The organism is Variovorax paradoxus, from assembly GCF_009498455.1.
Classification (GTDB): domain Bacteria; phylum Pseudomonadota; class Gammaproteobacteria; order Burkholderiales; family Burkholderiaceae_C; genus Variovorax; species Variovorax paradoxus_H.
Map to the genome: position 1 here is coordinate 5,771,136 of NZ_CP045644.1, position 19,575 is coordinate 5,790,710.

Sequence of the window (19,575 nt, forward strand, 5' to 3'; positions counted from 1 at the left end):
GCGGCGCTCAACGCTCGGCGGACTTGGCGAGGATGCGGCCCTTGAGTTCGTCGGTCAGCAGGCCGAGCTTTTCGGCAGCCACGTTGAACTCGGCTTCGGAGAACTTGGTGTCGTAGCCGTCGATCTTGCCGCCGCCGTAGCCGCGGATCATGTCGGGCGTGACGCCGGGGGCTTTGTTCACGGTCTGGAACGCGTCCTTCAGCTTCGCCTTCAGCGGCTCGGGCAGTTTCGAGTTGAGCGCCAGCGGCGGGTACGGAATGGCCATGCTGCGCGCCACCACCTTCACCGTCTTCGGATCGACCACGCCCTGCTTCACGGCCTTCTCGTAGGAGTCGAAAGAGAGCGAGGCCACGTCGACCTGGTCCTGCACCAGCGCAGCCAGGCTGCTCGCATGGCTGCCGGTCATGCGGATGGCGCCGAGGTCTTTCGCCGGGTCCATGCCGGCGTCGAGCAGCATCGCGACCTGGAAGGTAAAGCTCGAGGCCGAGTTGACGTCGCCGAAGGCCACGCGCTTGCCCTTGAGGTCCTTGACCGACGCGATGGGCGCGTTGGCCTTGGCGAACATGCCGGCGTAGTACACCGAGGCGCCCTTCTCCACGCCCACGGCCAGCAGCTGCGCGCAGCCGCGCTTGTTCGCCTGCACATACGACACGGGGCCGAAGAAGGCGATGTCGGCCAGCTGGTTGCACATGCCCTCGACCACCGCGCCGTACGACTGGCCGACCTTGAGGTCGAAGTTCAGGCCGGTGCTGCGCGTGATGGCGTTGAACACCGGCGCGTAGTCGGCCTTGGTGCCCGACTCGGTGCCGCCGTCGGCCGGGATCAGCAGCACACGCAGCGGCCGCTCACGCGAGCCGTCGGCCACCGATTGGGCCTGCGCGGCCAGCGGCAGCGCGGCGGTCAGCGAGAAGGCGGCAGCCGCAAGGGCCAGGAGCTTTTTCATGGTCGGTTCCTTCGTTTGGAAAGCGATGGGCGTGCGGTTGCAACGCCTCGATGAAGAGAACTTTAGGAGCCGCAGATGACAGGAAAATGAAATAAGCTCATTTCAAAATACAAATATCACTGAGCAATATTCAATAGAATCCGCCGCCATGGCCGAGCCCCCGAACGGCCCCACCACCAGAGATTCATGAGCACGCATCACACGACACCAGGGACCACGAACGGAAGCGGCATCCATGCGCTGGCGCAGGCCCGCCACCTGCTGGTCGACCTCGACGGCACGCTGGTGCGCCAGCAGGAGGCGATCGACGGCGCGGCCCGTCTGCTCGCGCACTTTCACGACCGCTACGCCATCGTGTCCAACAACTCCACGCACACCGCGCAGGGCCTGTCGGTGCGGCTGCGCAAGCTGGGCCTGCGCGTGCCGCCCGAACGCATCGTGCTGGCCGGCGAACTCGCGGTGCGCCAGCTGGCGCAGCAGCATCCGCAGGCGCGCGTGCTGCTGGCCGCGAGCCCTGCCTTGCAGCGCTATGCGCGCGCGCAGGGCTGCCGGCTGGTGCCCGCCGACGCCGACTTTGTGCTGCTCGCGCTCGACATGCACTTCAGCCACGCGCGCCTGTCGGTCATCGCGAACGAACTGCGGCGCGGCGCGAAGCTGATGGTGACCAACGCCGACGCCACACACCCGGGCCCGCAGGGCCGCGTGGTGCCCGAGACCGGCGCACTGCTCGCGGCCGTGGTTGCGGCCAGCGGCGTGCAGCCGTGGCGCGTGGTCGGCAAGCCCGCACCGCTGCTGTTCGAGGAAGGCCTGCGCTGCCTCGGTGCGAGCGCCGAGGGCACGGTGGTGGTCGGTGACAACCCACTGACCGACGGCGAAGGCGCCGCGCGGCTCGGCCTGGCCTGTGTGCTGGTGGGTGAATCGCCGGGTGCGGTGGCGCCCACGGTGGCGGGGCTGCTGGCGCCGCCCGTCTCAGAAGCAGTGGAACCCGCGCCTCAGTATCGCTTGACCGAGAGCACGTCGAAGGTCTGGCGCAGCGTGCGCACCGAGGTGTCGTAGTCCGAGAGCGCCAGGCAGGCGATCAGCACGTCGATGATCGCCAGCTGCGCCAGCCGGCTCGTCATCGCCTCGGTGCGGAAGTTGGTCTCGCGTGCCATGGTGAACAGCAGCACGTCGGCAAAGGCCTGGATCGGCGACTTGCCGAAGTTGGTGATGCACACCGTGGCCGCGCCCGCCTCCTTGGCGAGCCGCGTGGCCATCACGGTCTCGTGCGTGCTGCCCGAATGCGAAATGGTGAGCACCGCCGTCTTCGCATTGGTGAGCGAGGCGCTGATGGCCTGCACGTGCGAGTCGACCACCACCTTGGCATTCAGGCCGATGCGCAGCATGCGGTAGTGCGCGTCTTCGGCGATGGTGGCCGAGCTGCCGATGCCGTAGATCTCGATGCGCTCGGCCTTGCGAAACAGCCGCACCGCGCGCTCCATCGCCTTCGCGTCGAGCATCGACTGCGTGTCGTGCAACGTCTGCACGTTGCTCTGGAAGATCTTGCGGATGACGGCGTCGGCCTTGTCCTGCGGGTCGAGGTCTTCGTGGATGAAATCCACCGGCCGCACCAGTTCCTGCGCCAGCGCGATCTTGACCTGCTGGAAGCCCGTGGCGCCGAGGTTCTTGCACAGGCCGACGATGCTGCCTTCGCTCGAACCCGTGCGCTCGGCCACCTCGCTCACCGACATGTGAACCACCTCACGCGGGTTCTTCACGATGAAGTCGGCGATGCGCTGGCCCACGGGGCCCAGCGACGACCACAGGGTCTCGATGCGCGCCAGCACCGCCGAGACCTGACCGTCGGGCACCTCGGGCAGCGGTGCGCCGTTGGCCTTGGTGCTGGCGGGTCGGGAGGTGCTGTTGCGCTTCATGGCCACAAGCTTACCCGCGCCCGATGGCGCTTTTGTGCCGCGTGGCCGCCGGTGCCTGGCCCGCCAGCGCCGACGAAAAGAGCTGCGCCCCCTCACTGCGCAGCAAGGTCACAAGGCGCCGCGCCGCCGGCGACAGGTAGCCCTCCTTGCGGTACGTGACGCCCAGGTGGCGGCGCAGCGTGGTCTCCTTGAGCGGCACCTCGCGCAACGTGCCTTCGCGCCCGGCCGCGCCGAGCGTGTGGCGCGACAGAAAGCTCAGCATGTCGGAGCGCGAGATGAGGCGCGGCAGCAGCGGGATCGAGTTCGCGTTGACCTGCACCGCGGGCAGCGGCAGCCCGCGCGACTGAAACGCGGCATCGAGCCACTGGCGGCTGGGAATGGGGTCGGCGGGCAGCACCCAGCGCCATTGCAGCAGCGACTTCATCGTGATCTTCGGCAGGTCGAACACCGGGTGCTGCGGGCTGGCGGCGACCACCACCACGTCCTCGACGATGGAGTGCGTGACAAAGGCCGGGTCGTGCTCGGGCATGAGGCCGATCAAGAGATCGATGGCGCCTTCGCGCAGCCGCTCGCGCAGCGCCATGCTGGGCGCGACCGTGATGTCGATGCGCGTGTCGCCGGCCTCGGCCAGCAGCAGGTTGCACACCTCGGGCAGCACGTGGTCGGCCGCGATGGGCCCGCTGCCGATGCGCACGTGGCCCGCGTTGCCCTTGGCGAAATCGCTCACCTCGCGCAGCGCCTCTTCGGTGGCGCCGCGCAGCAGCCGGGCGCGCGCCAACAGCACCTCGCCCACCGCCGTGAGCTGGATGCCCCGGCCCTTGCGCTCGAACAGCGCGCTGCCGAAGGCTTCCTCGAGCCGCTGCACCGCCTTGGTCAGCGCGGGCTGGGTGCGGCCCAGCTTGTCGGCGGCCTGGCCCAGGTGGCCGGTGTCGGCGACCACCTCGAAATATTTCAGGTCGCGCAGCTGGATGTCCATTCATAGCTCCGAGGAATCGTTGAATGAACATTATCGATTGGACGGAATGAATGGCGATTTCCACAATCCAGCCCATACCGACCCTCGAACGACCTTCTCTCTCCATGAACCCCACCGTCCTGGTCACTGCGCCACGGCTTGCCACCGCCGGCGCCGACCTTCTTGCCGAAGCCGGCGCCCGCGTCATCTACCTTGCGAACGCAGACAGCGTTGAAGAAGTCGAGCGCGTGATGGCGAGCAAGCCCATCGACGCCGTCATCTCGCGCACCGTGCAGCTGTCGGCCCGCGCCATCGCTTCGTGCCCCACGCTCAAAGTGATCTCCAAGCACGGCGTGGGCGTGAGCAACATCGACGTCGAGGCCGCCACCGCGCGCGGCATTCCGGTCTATGTCACGCCCGGCGCCAACGCACAGTCGGTCGCCGAAATGACGCTCGGCCTGATGCTCGCCGCCGCCCGCCGCATCGGCTGGATGGACCGCGAACTGCACGACGGCCGCTGGTCGCGCGCGCAGGACGGCGTGGAGTTGCACGGCAAGACGCTGGGCCTGGTCGGCTTCGGCCAGATCGGCCAGCGCGTGGCCCGGGTGGGCCTCGCGCTCGGCATGCAGGTGGCCGCGTTCGACCCGGCGCTCGGCAACGGCCCGAGCCCGGTGGCCGGTGTGCGGCTGCTGCCTTCGTTCGATGCGCTGCTGCCGCTGAGCGATGTGCTCAGCCTGCACGTGCCGCTCAACCGCCACACGCGCCAGATGCTCGGCGCCGCGCAGCTTGCGGCACTGCCGCGCGGCGCGATCGTCGTCAACACGGCGCGCGGCGAAGTGATCGACGAGCCCGCGCTCATCGCCGCGCTGCAAAGCGGCCAGCTGCACGCGGCCGGCCTCGACACCATGGCCGACGAACCCCTGCCCGCCGGCAGCCCGCTGGCCGCCCTGCCCAACGTGGTGCTCACGCCGCATGTCGGCGGCTCCACGCCCGCGGCGCTCGCGGGCATGGCCAGCGGCGCCGCGCGCAACGTGCTGGGCTGGCTGCAAGGCCGCCCGGTCGATCCTTCGGCTTGCGTGAACCCGCAGGTCCTGTCTTCCCCCCTTCTGCACGGAACCACCGCATGACCGCCCCGCTCTCCTGGCCGCCCGGCTACCGCATCAACCCGCGCGCGCCCGGCCCCGACGCCGCCCTCGTCGACGCCTTCCGCACGCTGCCCGTCGCCGCCATCGGCGATGCGATGAGCCGCAACGTCGGCACCGTCGGCCTGCGCCAGTACCACGCGCGGCTCGACACCGTGCTGTGCGGCCCTGCCGTCACCGTGCGCGTGCGGCCCGGCGACAACCTGATGATCCACAAGGCGCTGATGATGGTCGCGCCGGGCGACGTGCTCGTGATCGACGGCGGCGGCGACGTCACGCAGGCGCTGGTCGGCGGCCTCATGCGCACGACCTGCATCGCGCGCCAGCTGGGAGGCCTCGTCATCGACGGCGCGGTGCGCGACCTGTGCGAGTGGGCCGAAGACGGCATGCCGATCTTCGCGCGCGGCCACACGCACCGCGGCCCGAGCAAGGACGGCCCCGGCGAGGTGAACGTGCCGGTCTCGTGCGCGGGCCTGGTCGTGATGCCGGGCGACCTCGTGGTGGGCGACGCCGACGGCGTCATCGCCGTGCCGGCCGCCGAAGCGGCCGATGTGCTCGCCAAGACGCGGGCCCACCTGGCCCGCGAAGCCAAGATCCGCGAAACCAACCGCACCGGCACCGCCGACCCCGAGCGCTTCGACGCCGTGCTGCGCGCCAAGGGCCTGCCGGTCTGAGCGCGGCCACGAAAACACAAGAACCCCCAGGAGACAAGACATGAACCGTAGAGACTTTTTGCAGACCACCGCCTTCGCATCCCTCGCCCAAGCGGCGGGCATGGCCTACGCCCAAGGCGACTGGCCGCAGCGCCCCGTGAAGCTGATCGTCCCTTTCACGCCCGGCGGCGGCACCGACGCGACCTCGCGCCTGATTGCGGAGCGCCTCACTTCGCTCGAGCGCTGGACCGTCGTCGTCGACAACAAGCCCGGCGCGGCCGGCAACATCGGCCTCGATGCCGTGGCCAAGGCCACGCCCGACGGCTACACGATCGGCATGGGGCAGACCTCGAACCTCACGATCAACCCCTGGCTCTATTCGAAGATGCCCTTCGAGGCGCTGAAAGATTTTTCGCCCATCGCCGAAGTGGCCTCGCAACCCGTCGTGCTCGCCGTGCGCGCCGACTCGCCGCTGCGCACGCTGGCCGACTTCATCAAGGCCGCGAAGGCGAAGCCGGGCGAGTTCAGCATCGCGCAGGCCGGCAACGGCACCGTGGGGCACCTGGCCGGCGAAATGCTGGCGCGCCGCGCGGGCATCAAGGTCATGCAGGTGCCCTACAAGGGCGCAGGCCCGGCCATGAACGACCTGATCAGCGGGCAGATCGCGCTGTACTTCGGCAGCAGCGTGTCGGTGATGTCGCAGCTGTCGAACGGCCGCGCCCGCGCGCTGGCTGTCACCTCGGCCAAGCGCCTGCCCGCGCTGCCGAACGTGCCCACCGTGGCCGAACAGGGTTTCGCGGGCTTCGAAGCCACGACCTGGGTCGGCCTCGTCGGGCCGGCAGGCCTGCCCACCGATGTGGTCAACCGCATCAACGCCGCGGTGGTGAAGACCGTGGCGCGCAAGGACGTGCAGGACAAGCTCGCGCAGGAAGGCAGCGTGCCCGCCAGCGGCACGCCGCAGCAGTTCGATGCCTACATCCGCGCCGAGCACGCCAAGTGGGGCGCGCTGATCCGCGAATCCGGCATCAAGCTGGACTGAGCCGCATGGACCCGATCGACTGCGTCGTGATCGGCGCCGGCGTGGTGGGCCTGGCCATTGCGCGATCGCTCGCCCTGGCCGGGCGTGAGGTGGTGATCCTCGAGGCCGAACACGCCATCGGCACGCACACCAGCGCGCGCAATTCGGAGGTGATCCACGCGGGCATCTCGTATGCGCCCGGCTCGCTCAAGGGCCGGCTGTGCGTGGCGGGCAAGGCCGCGCTGTACGCCTACTGCGCCGAACGCGGCATCGGCCACCAACGCATCGGCAAGCTCATCGTGGCGGTGCAGGACGCGGAGCTGCCCGAACTCGACAAGTACATCGCGCTCGGCGCGGCCCACGGCGTGACCGACCTGCGCATCCTCGGCGCTGCCGAAGCGCGCGACATGGAGCCCGAAGTCGCCTGCGTCGGCGCGCTGCACTCGCCCTCGACGGGCATCGTCGACAGCCATGCGCTGATGCTGTCGTACCTCGGCGACGCGGAACGTGCGGGTGCCTCGCTGGCGCTGCAAAGTCGCGTGCTGGCCGTGAAGCCTACGGTGGACGGCCTCGTGGTCGAGGTGGGCGGCGCGGAAGCAACCAGCGTGCTGTGCAACACGGTGGTAAACGCGGCGGGGTTGGGTGCGCAGCAGGTGGCCTCGCGGATCGACGGCATTCCGGCCGGGCTGGTGCCGCCGCTGTACTACGCGATCGGCCATTACTTCTCGCTCGCGCGCAAATCGCCCTTCCGCCATCTCGTGTACCCGACCGGACGCGAAGGCGCCTTGCGCGCTCACGTGACGCTCGACCTCGGCGGCCAATGCAAGTTCGGGCCCGACCTGAGCTGGCGCGACGGCATCGACTACAGCTTCGACGCCTCGCGCGAGGCGGCCTTCTACCAGTCGGTGCGCCGCTATTACCCCGCTTTGCAGGACGGTGAGTTGCAGCCGGGCTACACCGGCATCCGCCCGCGGCTGGCGGGCCCGGGCTCGTCGATGCACAACACGGCGACGGATTTCGTGATTCAGACGCCGCGCGACCACGGCATCGCGGGGCTGGTGAATCTGTTCGGCATCGAGTCGCCGGGGCTGACGGCGTCGCTCACGCTGGGCGAGCACGTTGCAGACCTGGTGGCGAAGATGCAGGCATGAAAAAACGGGCCCGAGGGCCCGTTCGTTCGTGTCAGCCCCCGAAGGGACTGTGGTCGCCCAATTACAGGCCAGCCTGGCGCGTGAACGACACGCTGGGCTTCTTGTAAGCAGCCGGCACTTCGTCGCGGTAGAACGCGCGGCGGTCGAGGCTGGCGAGCGGGTCGTGGGCCTTGGCGACGGCTTCAGCGCGGATCGTCGAACGGTCGGCGGTTGAGGTGAAGGTCTGTGCGCCGGCGCTGGCGGCATCGCTGTATTCGTTGCCGGCGCGGGCGGCGGCCACGGCTTGCGACGCGACTTCCGAACGCGAGAGCGTCGAGTTCACGGTGTGCACGCCGTCATAGGTTTCAGCGTGGGCACCGGCAGCAGCCAGCAGCGAGAGGGCAACGGCGGCGAGGGTCTTCGAGGCATTCATTTCAATCTCCTTCAGGTGGTGTGTCGATGGGATGAAGTTTGAACCTGAAGCGCCCAAAAAAACGGCAGCAAAAGGAATCGCGGCGTTCACGGGATTGAAACAATCACGCGTCGCCCGCGCATGCAATGCGACGGCCGGAACCCTGTCCTCCAGAGGGAACGCACGAGAAAGTTCTCGTCATGGGCATTCCTTGCATGCGCGTGGCGCATGCAAGGAATGCACGCCGAAGCCTCAGTGCGAGATCATCCAGGGCCGCCGTGACGGGGCCGATTTCGCACCGTTCGGCGCCGTCTGCGTGGCACCGCGGCGCGACGATCCCGAGCAGCAACCGCAGCCCGACGGATGCCGCAGCCGCGCATAGTCGCGCGAGCTCGACGGCTCGTGCCGCGCGCGTTCGTTGGTGGCCATCGCGTGGCGCGTGTCGGCGGCCATCAGCGCCAGGCGTGGCGCGGCGGTGAACACGCGCGGCGAGGCCGTGCCGCAGTCGGGGCATGCAGCGGGCTCGTCGCGCTGGCCCGAAGGCCGCAGCGATTCGAAGCCACCGCACTGCCCGCAGGCGTAGTCGTAGGTCGGCATGCGTGGGGCCTTCTCTTCTTCAGCGCAGGTCGTGCGACAGCGGCATGTCGATGCTGCCGTCGATGAACTTCACCGGGCCCGAGGCGTTCGGGTTGATGTCGAAGTCGAAGATGCCCGTGGGCAGCCACAGCGTGGCGCACGAGTTGGGCACGTCGACCACGCCGCTGATGTGGCCCTGCACGGGCGCCGTGCCCAGAATCGAATAGGCCTGCGCGCCCGAGTAGCCGAACTTCTTCAGGTACTCGATGGCGTTCAGGCAGGCCTGGCGGTAGGCCACGTTCACGTCGAGGTAGTGCTGCTTGCCGCTCTCGTCGACCGAAATGCCTTCGAAGATCAGGTAGTCGTTGTACTGCGGCGTGATCGGGCTGGGCTTGAAGATCGGGTTCTTGATGCCGTACTTGGCCATCCCGCCCTTGATGAGCGTGACCTTCATGTGCACCCAGCCGGCCATCTCGATGGCGCCGCAGAAGGTGATCTCGCCATCGCCCTGGCTGAAGTGCAGGTCGCCGACGCTGAGGCCCGCGCCATCGACGTACACGGGGAAGAACACCTTCGAGCCGCGCGACAGGTCCTTGATGTCGCAGTTGCCGCCGTGCTCGCGCGGCGGCACGGTGCGGGCGCCCTCTGCGGCTGCCTTGGCGCGTGCTTCGCCGGTCATCTTGCCCATGTGGGCGGTGCCGGCGAACGGCGGGTTCGCGAGGCCTGGCACGCGGTCCGGGTCGGTCGCGATGAGCTTGCCTTCGCGCTCGTTCCACATGTCGAGCATGGGCTTGTCGGGCAGGCAGCCAATGAGGCCGGGGTGGATCAGGCCCGCGAAGTTCACGCCCGGGATGTGGCGCGAGCTCGTGAACATGCCCTTGAAGTCCCAGATCGATTTCTGCGCTTCGGGAAAGTGATCGGTGAGAAAGCCGCCGCCGTTCTTCTTCGAGAAGAAGCCGTTGAAGCCCCACAGGCTGTCTTGCTTGGCGCCGATGTCGAGCAGGTCGACCACCAGCAGGTCACCGGGCTCCGCGCCCTTCACGCCCACGGGACCCGAGAGGTAGTGCACCGTGCTCAGGTCGATGTCGCGCACATCGTCGGCGCTGTCGTTGTTCTTGATGAAGCCGCCGGTCCAGTCGAAGGTCTCGAGGATGAAGTCGTCACCCGGGTTGACCCAGCAGGCCATCGGAATGTCCGGGTGCCAGCGGTTGTGGATGTTCTCGTTCTCCGTGGGCGATTGGGTCAGGTCGACCTTGATCAGCGTGTCCGTCATGTGCAGTGGCTCCTGGGGTTGTGGTTAGACAGAGAGATAGGCTTTGATGTGTTCCACATCGGTCTTGTCGCGCGCGGTCTCGTGCACGAGCCGGCCGCCTTCGATCACGAAGAGCCGGTCGGCCACGTCCATCGCGAAGCTCAGCACCTGTTCGGACACGACGATGGTGATGCCGCGCAGCTTGCGGATCTCGTTGAGCGCCTTCGCGATGTCCTTGATGATCGAAGGCTGGATGCCTTCGGTGGGCTCATCGAGCAGCAGCACCTTGGGGTCGGTGACGAGCGCGCGCGCAATGGCGAGCTGTTGTTGCTGGCCGCCCGAGAGGTTGCCGCCCTTGCGGCTCTTCATGTCCCACAGCACGGGGAACAGCGCGTAGATTTCTTCGGGGATGCGCCGGGTCTTCGAGTTCTCCAGACCGGTCTGGATGTTCTCTTCGACGGTCAGCGTCGGGAAAATCATCCGGCCCTGCGGCACATAGGCGATGCCCTTGGCCACGCGCCTGAAGCTCTCGTCGCGCGACACGTCCTGCCCCGCCACTTCGATGCGCCCGCTCTTCAGCGGCAGGATGCCCATGAGGCTCTTGAACAGCGTGGTCTTGCCCATGCCGTTGCGGCCCATGATGGCGATGGTTTCGTTCGCATGGCCTTCGAACGAGAGGCCGTGCAAGGCCTCGCTCTGGCCGTAGGCAACGTGCAGGTCTTCGACCTTCAGCATGATGGTGCTCATGGTTCAGTGCCCCAGGTAGACGTCGATGACTTTCGGATCGGCCTGCACCTTCTCCATCGGCCCTTCGGCGAGGATCTTTCCCTGGTGCATCACGGTGACCTTGTGCGCGATCTGCTTGACGAAGGCCATGTCGTGTTCGATGACGATCACGGCGCGGTTCTGGCAGATGCGCTTGAGCAGGTCGGCCGTGAGTTCGCGTTCTCGCGCGCTCATGCCGGCGATGGGCTCGTCGAGCATCAGCAGCTCGGGCTCCTGCATCAGCAGCATGCCGATTTCGAGCCACTGCTTCTGGCCGTGGCTCAAGAGGCCCGCTTCGGTGCGCAGCTTGTCGGCCAGGCCGATGTCTTCGGCCACGGCCTGCACCTTCGACTTGACCTCGTCGTCGCACTTGAAAGCCAGCGCGCCGAACACCGAGCGGCCTTTGGGGAACGACACCTCCAGGTTCTGGAACACGCTGAGGTTCTCGTAGATCGACGGCGTCTGGAACTTGCGGCCGATGCCCAGCCGCACGCGCTTGTGCTCGGCCATCTTCGTGAGTTCGGTGTTCTTGAACTTGATGCTGCCGGCGCTGGCGCGCGTCTTGCCGCAGATCAGGTCGAGCAGCGTGGTCTTGCCGGCGCCGTTGGGGCCGATGATCACGCGCAGCTCGTTCTTGTCGATGTACAGCGTCAGGTCGTCGATGGCCTTGAAGCCGTCGAAGGAGACGGTGAGGTCTTCCACGGCGAGCGCGAAGTCGGTGTTGCTCATGGGGTGGGGGCTCCGGTTTCGATCAGGCGCGCTGGCGGCCGATGCCGTCGGGCAAGGCGGGTTCGGCCTGCGGCGTGGCGACAGGGGAAGGGGCCGACACGGCGGCGGTCGGCGGCTTCACCGCGGCGTCGCGCAGGGCCTGGCGACGCGAGGCCCACCACGGCTTGATCGTGTCTTCCCACAGGCCCGCCAGGCCCATCGGGAAGGCCATGGTCACGCCGATGAAGAGCGCGGCCATCAGGAAGAGCCACAGGTCGGGAAAGCTTTCGGAGAACAGCGTCTTGCCCGCATTGACCAGCAGCGCGCCGTACACCGCGCCCACCAGGCTCATGCGGCCGCCGACGGCGCAGAAGATCACCATCTCGATCGAGGGCACGATGCCCACGAAGCTCGGCGACATGAAGCCCACCTGCAGCGCGAACATCGCGCCGCCGATGCCCGAGAGCCCGGCCGCCAGGCAGAAGGTGAAGACCTTGAAGTTCGACACGTCGTAGCCCGAGAAGCGCACGCGGTCTTCCTTGTCGCGCATCGCCAGCAGCAGCGTGCCCAGCTTGCTGGTCTGCACCCAGCGGCACAGCAGGATGCTCAGCACCAGCAGGCCCACGCAGACGTAGTAGAGGATGTACTTGGCGCTGTCGGTGCGAGTGTCCCAGCCGAGCATCGTCTTCAGGTCGGTCATGCCGTTCACGCCGCCCGTGTAGCCCTGCTGGCCGATGATGAGCACGGTGCAGATCAGCGCCACCGCCTGCGTGATGATCGCGAAGTACACGCCGCCTACGCGGCGCTTGAACATCGCGAAGCTCACGAGCCAGGCCAGCGCCATCGGCGCGAGCACCACCAGCGCCAGGCTCAGCGGCAGGCTCTTGAACGGCAGCCACAGCGCGGGCAGCTCGGTGATCTGGTTCCAGTCCATGAAGTCCGGGATGCCGGGCGTCGACTGGATCTTGGTGGTGATGGGGTCGGAGGCTTCGAGCTTGAGGAACATCGCCATCGCATAGCCGCCGATGCCGAAGAACACGCCCTGCCCCAGGCTCAGCACGCCGCCGTAGCCCCACACCATGACGAGGCCCACGGCCACGAAAGCGTAGGTGAGGTACTTGCCCACGAGGTTGAGGCGGAAGATGTCGAGCGACAGCGGCAGCACCACCGCGAGCAGCAGCACCAGCAGCAGGAGGCTGCCGAGCTGGTAGCGCTGGATCGAGGCCTTGATGAAATTCATCGGAACGTTCTCCAAGAAGAAATCGGGTTCATCAACGACGCACCTTGAGCGCGAACAACCCTTGCGGCCGCATCATCAGGATCAGCACGATCAGCGACAGCGTCAGCACTTTCGCCATCGAGCCGGTCATGAAGAACTCCGAGATCGACTGCGTCTGCGCAATGCCGAAGGCCGAGACCACGGTGCCCAGCAAGCTGGCCGCGCCGCCGAAGGTGACGACCAGGAAGGCGTCGACGATGTACAGCGAGCCCGAGGTCGGCCCGGTCGAGCCGATGGTGGTGAAGGCCGCGCCCGCCACGCCGGCAATGCCGCAGCCGATGGCGAAGGTGAGGCGGTCGGTCTTCTGGGTGTCGATGCCGGTGGCGTTGGCCATCGTGCGGTTGGCCACGGTGGCGCGCACCCGCAGGCCCCAGCGGCTCTTGTGCAAGGCGATGAGCACACCGCCCGTGGCCAGCGCGGTGAGCGCCAGCACGAAGAGGCCGTTGATCGGAATGTCGAGGCCTTCATGCGGCGTCCACGAACCCATGAGCCACTCGGGCAGCGTGGGGCTCACTTCCTTCGGGCCGATGAAGGTGCGAAAAATCTGCTGCAGGCCCAGGCTCACGCCCCAGGTGGCGAGCAGCGTATCGAGCGGTCGCTTGTACAGATGGCGGATCAGCGCCCATTCCACGAGCCAGCCCGCGATGAAGGCGAACACGAAGGCCAGCCCGATGGCGATCGGGAAGTAGTACGGCATGAACGAGGGCGCCAGGCGCTCGGTCACCTGCGCGGCCAGGAAGATCGAGTAGGCGCCGATGGTCATGAACTCGCCATGCGCCATGTTGATCACGCCCATCTGCCCGAAGATGATCGCGAGCCCGAGGCCCATGAGCAGCAGCACCGCGAAGAGGCTCAGCCCCGCGAAGCCCTGCATCAGGCCGATGTTCATCATGTCCGACAAAGTCATGGCGGAAGTTCCGGAGAGTTGGATTTGCTCCCTCTCCCGCACGCGGGAGAGGGTTGGGGTGAGGGCCTACGGCCGGTTTACTGGTAGCCCTTCGGGAACGGATCAGGCTTGATCAGTTCAGCCGATTCGGCAACGACCTTGAAGCTGCCATCCAGCTGCCCCTGCCCGATGCGCGCCTTGCTCCACAAATGGTGGTTCGCATCCAGCTTCACGTAGCCTTCGGGCGCCGTCTTCAGCTCGATGCCCGGCGAACCGGCCACGACCTTGTCGATGTCGAAGCTGCCCGCCTTCTCCACCGCGGCCTTCCACAGCCACGGGCCGAGGTAGCCCGCCTGCGTCACGTCGCCGATGACCGCATCCTTGCCGTACTTGGCCTTGAAGGCGGCCACGAACTTCTTGTTGTTCTCGTTGTCGAGCGACTGGAAGTACTTCATCGACGAGTAGAAGCCCGCGAAGTTCTCTCCGCCCACGCCGGTCATTTCGTCTTCGGTCACGGCCAGCGTCAGCAGGAACTGCTTGTCGCCGGTGATGCCCGCGGCCTTGAGCTGCTTGTAGAAGGCCACGTTGGAGCCGCCCACCACCGCCGCGAAGATGCAGTCGGGCTTGGCGACCTTGATCTTGTTGATCAGCGAGTTGAAGTTGGTGTGGCCCAGCGGGTAGTACTCCTCGCCCTTGACCGACCCCTTCTGGAAATTCTCGATGTGCTTGCGCGCGATCTTCATGGAGGTACGCGGCCAGATGTAATCGGAGCCGACCAGGAAGAAGGTCTTGGCCTTCTTCTCCTTCGCGCCCCAGTCCAGGCCCCAGATGATCTGCTGCGTGGCCTCTTGCCCCGTGTAGATCACGTTCTTGCTCTGCTCCAGGCCTTCGTAGAAGGTCGGGTAGTACAAGAGGCCGTTCTCTTTCTCGAACACCGGCAGCACGGCCTTGCGCGAGGCGCTGGTCCAGCAGCCGAACACGGCGGCGACCTTGTCGTTGACCAGCAGCTTCTTCGACTTCTCGGCGAAGGTCGGCCAGTCGGAGGCGCCGTCTTCCTTGATGACCTTGATCTTGCGACCGAGGATGCCGCCCATCGCGTTGATCTGGTCAATGGCCAGTTGCTCGGCCTGGATGGAGCCGGTCTCCGAGATGGCCATGGTGCCGGTGGACGAATGCAGCTGGCCCACCGTGACTTCGGTGTCGGTCACCGCGAGCTTGGTGGTGTTGACCTTGGCCGTGGGGAACTGCCCCTGGCCGAAGCTCAGGCCGCTCAGGCCCATCACGGGCAGCGCGGCGGCGCCCTGCAGCAGACGGCGGCGGCGCAGTGCCATGGCATCGAGAGAGGAAGGGTCGGAATCACGCGACATCAGGAACTCCAGGCAGGTTGAAAGAAAGAAGGGAGAGCCGCGCACCATCGCAGTGCATCGGACGGTGCCGCTAGCACCATGGCTGGTACTTTAGAAATCACTTGCCTCTGCGCGAATACGTCATTCAACGTAGCGGCGGTGCCCCGCTCCACCCGCAGACTCCCGAGCCAGACAACGCAGGAGACAGCAGGGAGCGCTTCTTGCTGTACCTGTCGCATGCCACCGTTGCCGCCGCCGCGAGAACCCGCCATGACATCCGTCTCCGGACAGAAGATCTTTCGCATTCGCCGCGACTACAACGCCTGGGTCGCGAACGAAACGCTGGAGGACTACGCGCTGCGCTACACGCCGCGCAGCTTTCGCAAGTGGTCGGAGTTCCGCGTGGCCAACGCGGCCTTCGGCGCCACCTCGTTCCTGGCACTGGAAGCCATCGGCGGCGCGATCGCGCTGAGCTATGGCTTTTCGAATGCGCTGTGGGCGATCCTGGTGGTGGGGCTCATCACCTTCCTCACGGGCCTGCCGATCTCGTACTACGCGGCGCGGCATGGCGTCGACATGGACCTGCTCACGCGCGGCGCAGGCTTCGGCTACCTGGGCTCCACGCTCACCTCGCTGATCTACGCGAGCTTCACCTTCATCTTCTTCGCGCTCGAAGCCGCCATCCTCGCGCTGGCGCTGCAGATGTACCTGGACTGGCCGCTGTGGCTGCTCTACCTGGTGTCGTCGATCGTGATCATCCCGCTGGTGGCGCGCGGCATCACGCTCATTTCGGGCCTGCAGCTGTGGACGCAGCCGATCTGGATCGTGCTGTTCGTCTGCCCTTTCATCGCTGTGATGGTGAAGAAGCCCGAGCTGTACGCCGACTTCACCGGCCTCGTGGGTCGCACCTCGGACAGCAGCGGCTTCGATCCGCTGATGTTCGGCGCGGCCGCCACGGTGGCGTTCTCGCTCGTGGTGCAGATCGGCGAGCAGGTCGACTACCTGCGCTTTCTGCCCGAGAAGACCGCCGCCAACCGCGGGCGCTGGTGGGCCGCGGTGCTGATCGCCGGGCCGGGCTGGATCGTGCCGGGCATGCTGAAGATGATGGGCGGCGCGTTCCTGGCCTTCCTCGCGCTGCAGCACGAGATTCCGGCCAACCATGCGATCGAACCCACGCAGATGTACCTCACGGGCTTTTCGTACGTGCTGCGCGACCCGGCCTGGGTGCTGGGCATCACGGTGCTGTTCGTCGTCGTGTCGCAGATGAAGATCAACCTGACCAACGCCTATGCGGGCTCGCTGGCGTGGTCGAACTTCTTCGCGCGGCTCACGCACAGCCATCCGGGGCGCGTGGTGTGGCTGGTGTTCAACGTGGCCATCGCAATCTTGCTGATGGCGCTGGGCGTGTTCGCCGCGCTGGAGCACGTGCTGGGCTTCTACAGCAACATCGCCATCGCCTGGGTCGGCGCGCTGGTGGCCGACCTGGTCATCAACAAGCCGCTGGGCTGGAGCCCGAAGACCATCGAGTTCAAGCGCGCGCACCTGTACGACATCAACCCCGTGGGCCTGGTCGCGATGCTGGTGGCGGCGGCGCTGGCAATGCTGGCCTACTCGGGCGCACTCGGCCAGTGGGCGCGGGCCTTCTCGCCCTTCATCGCACTGGCCACGGCCATGGCCGTGTCGCCGCTGCTGGCGTGGAAGACACGCGGGCGCTACTACTTGGCGCGCACCGACATCGACCGCTGGACGCCGGGCCAGAGCGTGAAGTGCTCGGTGTGCGACAACAGCTTCGAGTCGGAAGACATGGCGCACTGCCCGGCCTACAGCGCACCGATCTGCTCGCTGTGCTGCACGCTTGAATCGCGCTGCCACGACCGCTGCAAGACCGACTCGCGCGCGGCCGAACAGATGAGCGGCTGGCTACAGGCGCTGCTGCCGCCTGCGCTGTCGGCACGGCTCAACTTTCGCGTCGCGCACTACCTGCTGGTCGCCACCTCGCTGATCGCGCTGCTCGCCACGGTGGTGGGCGTGGTCTACGCGCAGGAGGCCATTGCCGGCACCATCGATTCGGCGATGGCGACGGCATTCCTGAAAGTGTTCGCGCTGCTCTCGGTGATCGCCGCCGTGGCCGCGTGGTGGGTGGTGCTGGGCAGCGAGAGCCGGCAGATGGCGCAGGAAGAATCGAACCGCCACAACAACCTGCTCGCGCTCGAAATCGAAGCACATCGCCGCACCGACGCCGCACTACAGACCGCCAAGGAAGCCGCCGAGGCCGCGAACCAGGCCAAGACGCGCTACGTGGCGGGCATGACGCACGAGCTGCGCACGCCGCTCAACAGCATCCTGGGCTACTCGCAGATTCTGCTCAAGGGCGGCGACGCGGCCCTGCCGCCGCGCGAGGCGGTGCAGACCATCCACCGCAGCGGCGAGCACATGCTGGGCCTCATCGACGGCCTGCTCGACCTGGCGCGCATCGAGGCCGGGCGGCTGCAGCTGGAGCCCTCGCCGCTGGCGCTGCCGGCCTTTCTCGACCAGGTGGTGCAGATGGTGCGGCCACAGGCCGAGGCCAAGGGCCTGGCGTTCGTCTACACGCATGCGGGCCGGCTTCCGCCGTGGGTGCATGCCGACGTGAAGTGGCTGCGGCAGATTCTCATCAACCTGCTGACCAACGCCGTGCGCTTCACCGACAGCGGCACCGTCACGCTGCATGTGGACGCGCGACGCGAGGTGCTGCGTTTCGACGTGGTCGACACCGGCATCGGCGTGGCGCCGCAAGACCGCCAGCGCATCTTCCTGCCCTTCGAGCGCGGCGCCGCGGGCCGACGGCGCGGCGAGCCGGGCACGGGGCTGGGCCTGACGATCACCGGGCTGCTCACCTCGCTCATGGGCGGCGAGCTCAAGCTGGCGTCGACCTCGTCGGCGGGCAGCACCTTCAGCGTGCGCGTGTACCTGCGCGAGGTTTCTGATCCCGGCCCGCAGGTGGGCTCGCGCGAGCCGGTGTCGGGCTACCTGGGCGAGCGCCGCACGCTGCTGGTGGTGGACGACCAGCCGGTGCAGCGCCAGATGCTCGCCGGCATGCTCGCGCCGCTGGGCTTCACGGTGCGCGAGGCGGCCAGCGGCACCGAGTGCCTGGACAGCCTGCGCGAAGAGCTGCCCTCGGCCATCCTGCTCGACCTGACGATGGACGACATGGACGGCTGGCAGACCGCGCGCTCGGTGCGGGCCTCGGGTTTCGCCGAGCTGCCGATCATCATCGTCTCGGCCAACATGTTCGAGAACCAGCCCGACCGGCTGCGCGCCGCGGGCTGCCAGGCTTTCGTGGGCAAGCCGGTGATCGAGTCGGAACTCATCGCCACACTGGAACGGCACCTGGGCCTCGAATGGCTGGCGATCGGCGACGCCCTGCCGCCTGCCGACCCCGACGCGACGCCGCAGCGCCCGCCGCTGCTCGCACTCACCGAAGACGACCGCGCCGACCTGATGCGCCTGGTGCAGATGGGCCATGTGCGCGGCCTGCACACCGCGCTCGACCGGCTGGCTGCGGCCTCGCCCGACGCGGCGGCCACCTGCACCTGGCTGCGCGGCATGGTCACGCGCTTTGAACTCGACACGCTCCGCAACGCACTGGCAGAAGATGCAGACACCACCCTCGCCTCCTCTTGAATCGATGTCCGAACGCCCCGTCGTGCTGGTGGTCGACGACGCCCCCAGCAGCCTCGGCATGCTGTGCGACACGCTCGAGGCCAGCGGCTACACCGTGCTGGTGGCGGCCGACGGCGAGTCCGCCCTGCAACGGCTCGAGCTGGTGGTGCCCGACGCGATATTGCTCGACGGCCTCATGCCCGGTCTCTCGGGCTTCGAGACCTGCCGGCGCATCAAGGCCAACGCGGCGCTCGCGCACATCCCCGTGCTGTTCATGACCGGCCTCTCGGAAACCGCGCATGTCGTCGAAGGCTTCGAGTGCGGCGGCGTCGACTACGTGGTGAAGCCGATCCGCGCACAGGAGGTGCTGGCCCGCCTGCACACCCACACGCGCAACGCCCGCATCACGCGCATGGCGCGCGACGCGGTCGATGTGGCGGGCATGGGCGTGGTGTTCGTCGACACGCGCGGGCGCATCGCCTGGCGCTCGCCGCAGGCCGCGCTGTGGCTGCATGCGCTCGAAGACCCGGTGGCACCGGGCCGGCTGCCTGCATCGGTAGAGCCCGCGCTGGCGCCCGGCGCATCGATCGCCATCGGCACCGCCACGGCCATGCGCCTGTCGGTGCGCAACCTGGGTGCGGCGGCGCTCGGCGAGACCATGCTGCTGTTCGCCATCCAGCGCGAAGGCCCGGCCGCGCGCCTGGCCGACGCAGCCCTCACGCCGCGCGAAACCGAAGTGCTGTCGTGGCTCGCCAAGGGCAAGACCAACCGCGACATCGGCGAGATCCTGGGCACCAGCCCGCGCACGGTGAACAAGCACCTGGAGCACATCTTCGAGAAGCTGGGCGTGGAAACGCGGGCGGCGGCGGCGGCGCTGGCGAGCGGTATGTAACCTCCATGGGGTAACCGCCCCAACGGCGCCGGGCTATCGCCCTCTAAAGCCCCGGTTGCGCTC

At 67.5% G+C, this 19,575-nt stretch carries 18 protein-coding genes; 7 read left to right on the top strand and 11 right to left on the bottom strand.

Annotated features, from left to right (window positions below):
• Nucleotides 1-7: 7 nt before the first annotated feature.
• The gene (locus GFK26_RS26670; RefSeq protein ID WP_153284602.1) at nt 8-943 is read right to left on the bottom strand and encodes a phosphate/phosphite/phosphonate ABC transporter substrate-binding protein; all 936 of its coding nucleotides are present in this window, start codon (nt 941-943) and stop codon (nt 8-10) included.
• Nucleotides 944-1,129: 186 nt separating this feature from the next.
• On the opposite strand from GFK26_RS26670, the gene GFK26_RS26675 reads away from it, so the two are divergent.
• Nucleotides 1,130-1,999: an HAD-IIA family hydrolase gene (locus tag GFK26_RS26675; RefSeq protein ID WP_153284603.1), complete on the top strand. Its 870-nt coding sequence runs from the start codon at nt 1,130-1,132 to the stop codon at nt 1,997-1,999.
• Here the strand turns inward: GFK26_RS26675 and GFK26_RS26680 are convergent.
• Together GFK26_RS26680 and GFK26_RS26685 are read right to left on the bottom strand one after the other, a co-directional pair.
• Entirely contained in the window at nt 1,936-2,856 is a 921-nt protein-coding gene (locus tag GFK26_RS26680; RefSeq protein WP_194273960.1) for a MurR/RpiR family transcriptional regulator, read from the bottom strand. The two genes, GFK26_RS26675 and GFK26_RS26680, sit on opposite strands and share 64 nt — an antisense overlap.
• A gap of 10 nt (nt 2,857-2,866) precedes the next feature.
• Nucleotides 2,867-3,832, bottom strand: coding sequence for a LysR family transcriptional regulator (locus GFK26_RS26685; RefSeq protein ID WP_153284604.1), 966 nt, complete (start codon nt 3,830-3,832; stop codon nt 2,867-2,869).
• Nucleotides 3,833-3,936: 104 nt separating this feature from the next.
• Here GFK26_RS26685 and GFK26_RS26690 point away from each other — a divergent pair, with 104 nt between their 5' ends.
• The 4 genes from GFK26_RS26690 to GFK26_RS26705 are packed head-to-tail and all read left to right on the top strand — an operon-like array spanning nt 3,937 to nt 7,775.
• On the top strand, nt 3,937-4,938 hold the full coding sequence (locus tag GFK26_RS26690) for a hydroxyacid dehydrogenase (protein ID WP_153284605.1): 1,002 nt from the start codon (nt 3,937-3,939) through the stop codon (nt 4,936-4,938).
• Nucleotides 4,935-5,627, top strand: a complete 693-nt coding sequence (locus GFK26_RS26695; protein WP_153284606.1) for an RraA family protein — start codon at nt 4,935-4,937, stop codon at nt 5,625-5,627. The genes GFK26_RS26690 and GFK26_RS26695 overlap by 4 nt, the downstream gene beginning before the upstream one ends.
• A 40-nt stretch (nt 5,628-5,667) precedes the next feature.
• Nucleotides 5,668-6,645 carry a Bug family tripartite tricarboxylate transporter substrate binding protein gene (locus tag GFK26_RS26700; RefSeq protein WP_153284607.1) on the top strand — a complete coding sequence of 326 codons (978 nt, stop codon included), beginning with the start codon at nt 5,668-5,670 and terminating at the stop codon, nt 6,643-6,645.
• A 5-nt stretch (nt 6,646-6,650) separates the two neighbouring features.
• Entirely contained in the window at nt 6,651-7,775 is a 1,125-nt protein-coding gene (locus GFK26_RS26705; protein ID WP_153284608.1) for an NAD(P)/FAD-dependent oxidoreductase, read from the top strand.
• A 61-nt stretch (nt 7,776-7,836) separates the two neighbouring features.
• Here GFK26_RS26705 and GFK26_RS26710 read toward each other — a convergent pair whose 3' ends face one another.
• The 8 genes from GFK26_RS26710 to urtA form a co-directional block, all read right to left on the bottom strand.
• Nucleotides 7,837-8,187, bottom strand: a complete 351-nt coding sequence (locus tag GFK26_RS26710) for an alpha/beta hydrolase (RefSeq protein ID WP_153284609.1) — start codon at nt 8,185-8,187, stop codon at nt 7,837-7,839.
• Between the two features lie 231 nt (nt 8,188-8,418).
• Nucleotides 8,419-8,763, bottom strand: a complete 345-nt coding sequence (locus tag GFK26_RS26715) for a zinc ribbon domain-containing protein (RefSeq protein WP_153284610.1) — start codon at nt 8,761-8,763, stop codon at nt 8,419-8,421.
• A 19-nt stretch (nt 8,764-8,782) separates the two neighbouring features.
• Entirely contained in the window at nt 8,783-10,015 is a 1,233-nt protein-coding gene (gene fmdA / locus GFK26_RS26720; protein WP_013541972.1) for a formamidase, read from the bottom strand.
• Nucleotides 10,016-10,039: 24 nt separating this feature from the next.
• The gene (gene urtE / locus GFK26_RS26725; RefSeq protein ID WP_099797509.1) at nt 10,040-10,729 is read right to left on the bottom strand and encodes an urea ABC transporter ATP-binding subunit UrtE; all 690 of its coding nucleotides are present in this window, start codon (nt 10,727-10,729) and stop codon (nt 10,040-10,042) included.
• 15 nt (nt 10,730-10,744) lie between these two features.
• Nucleotides 10,745-11,488 (bottom strand): urea ABC transporter ATP-binding protein UrtD, encoded by a 744-nt coding sequence (gene urtD / locus GFK26_RS26730; protein WP_153284611.1) that lies wholly within the window; start codon nt 11,486-11,488, stop codon nt 10,745-10,747.
• A gap of 22 nt (nt 11,489-11,510) precedes the next feature.
• Nucleotides 11,511-12,707 (bottom strand): urea ABC transporter permease subunit UrtC, encoded by a 1,197-nt coding sequence (gene urtC / locus GFK26_RS26735; RefSeq protein ID WP_153284612.1) that lies wholly within the window; start codon nt 12,705-12,707, stop codon nt 11,511-11,513.
• Between the two features lie 31 nt (nt 12,708-12,738).
• On the bottom strand, nt 12,739-13,653 hold the full coding sequence (gene urtB / locus GFK26_RS26740; RefSeq protein ID WP_153284613.1) for an urea ABC transporter permease subunit UrtB: 915 nt from the start codon (nt 13,651-13,653) through the stop codon (nt 12,739-12,741).
• Nucleotides 13,654-13,730: 77 nt separating this feature from the next.
• A complete protein-coding gene (gene urtA / locus GFK26_RS26745; protein WP_056582156.1) occupies nt 13,731-14,999 on the bottom strand; it encodes an urea ABC transporter substrate-binding protein in 1,269 nt (422 codons plus the stop codon).
• Between the two features lie 249 nt (nt 15,000-15,248).
• Here urtA and GFK26_RS26750 point away from each other — a divergent pair, with 249 nt between their 5' ends.
• On the top strand, nt 15,249-18,641 hold the full coding sequence (locus GFK26_RS26750; protein ID WP_153284614.1) for an ATP-binding protein: 3,393 nt from the start codon (nt 15,249-15,251) through the stop codon (nt 18,639-18,641).
• Nucleotides 18,613-19,512: a response regulator transcription factor gene (locus tag GFK26_RS26755; RefSeq protein ID WP_153284615.1), complete on the top strand. Its 900-nt coding sequence runs from the start codon at nt 18,613-18,615 to the stop codon at nt 19,510-19,512. Before GFK26_RS26750 ends, GFK26_RS26755 begins: the two co-directional genes overlap by 29 nt.
• Nucleotides 19,513-19,575 lie beyond the last annotated feature (63 nt).

Excerpts from the sequence above, each read along its gene's own strand:
- GFK26_RS26675 (WP_153284603.1), top strand. The coding sequence starts at position 1,130 with ATGAGCACGCATCACACGACACCAGGGACCACGAACGGAAGCGGCATC.
- urtA (WP_056582156.1), bottom strand. The coding sequence starts at position 14,999 with ATGTCGCGTGATTCCGACCCTTCCTCTCTCGATGCCATGGCACTGCGC.
- urtC (WP_153284612.1), bottom strand. The coding sequence starts at position 12,707 with ATGAATTTCATCAAGGCCTCGATCCAGCGCTACCAGCTCGGCAGCCTC.
- GFK26_RS26750 (WP_153284614.1), top strand. The coding sequence starts at position 15,249 with ATGACATCCGTCTCCGGACAGAAGATCTTTCGCATTCGCCGCGACTAC.
- urtE (WP_099797509.1), bottom strand. The coding sequence starts at position 10,729 with ATGCTGAAGGTCGAAGACCTGCACGTTGCCTACGGCCAGAGCGAGGCC.
- fmdA (WP_013541972.1), bottom strand. The coding sequence starts at position 10,015 with ATGACGGACACGCTGATCAAGGTCGACCTGACCCAATCGCCCACGGAG.
- GFK26_RS26700 (WP_153284607.1), top strand. The coding sequence starts at position 5,668 with ATGAACCGTAGAGACTTTTTGCAGACCACCGCCTTCGCATCCCTCGCC.
- urtD (WP_153284611.1), bottom strand. The coding sequence starts at position 11,488 with ATGAGCAACACCGACTTCGCGCTCGCCGTGGAAGACCTCACCGTCTCC.
- GFK26_RS26695 (WP_153284606.1), top strand. The coding sequence starts at position 4,935 with ATGACCGCCCCGCTCTCCTGGCCGCCCGGCTACCGCATCAACCCGCGC.
- GFK26_RS26715 (WP_153284610.1), bottom strand. The coding sequence starts at position 8,763 with ATGCCGACCTACGACTACGCCTGCGGGCAGTGCGGTGGCTTCGAATCG.
- GFK26_RS26680 (WP_194273960.1), bottom strand. The coding sequence starts at position 2,856 with ATGAAGCGCAACAGCACCTCCCGACCCGCCAGCACCAAGGCCAACGGC.
- urtB (WP_153284613.1), bottom strand. The coding sequence starts at position 13,653 with ATGACTTTGTCGGACATGATGAACATCGGCCTGATGCAGGGCTTCGCG.
- GFK26_RS26685 (WP_153284604.1), bottom strand. The coding sequence starts at position 3,832 with ATGGACATCCAGCTGCGCGACCTGAAATATTTCGAGGTGGTCGCCGAC.
- GFK26_RS26670 (WP_153284602.1), bottom strand. The coding sequence starts at position 943 with ATGAAAAAGCTCCTGGCCCTTGCGGCTGCCGCCTTCTCGCTGACCGCC.
- GFK26_RS26690 (WP_153284605.1), top strand. The coding sequence starts at position 3,937 with ATGAACCCCACCGTCCTGGTCACTGCGCCACGGCTTGCCACCGCCGGC.
- GFK26_RS26710 (WP_153284609.1), bottom strand. The coding sequence starts at position 8,187 with ATGAATGCCTCGAAGACCCTCGCCGCCGTTGCCCTCTCGCTGCTGGCT.
- GFK26_RS26705 (WP_153284608.1), top strand. The coding sequence starts at position 6,651 with ATGGACCCGATCGACTGCGTCGTGATCGGCGCCGGCGTGGTGGGCCTG.
- GFK26_RS26755 (WP_153284615.1), top strand. The coding sequence starts at position 18,613 with ATGCAGACACCACCCTCGCCTCCTCTTGAATCGATGTCCGAACGCCCC.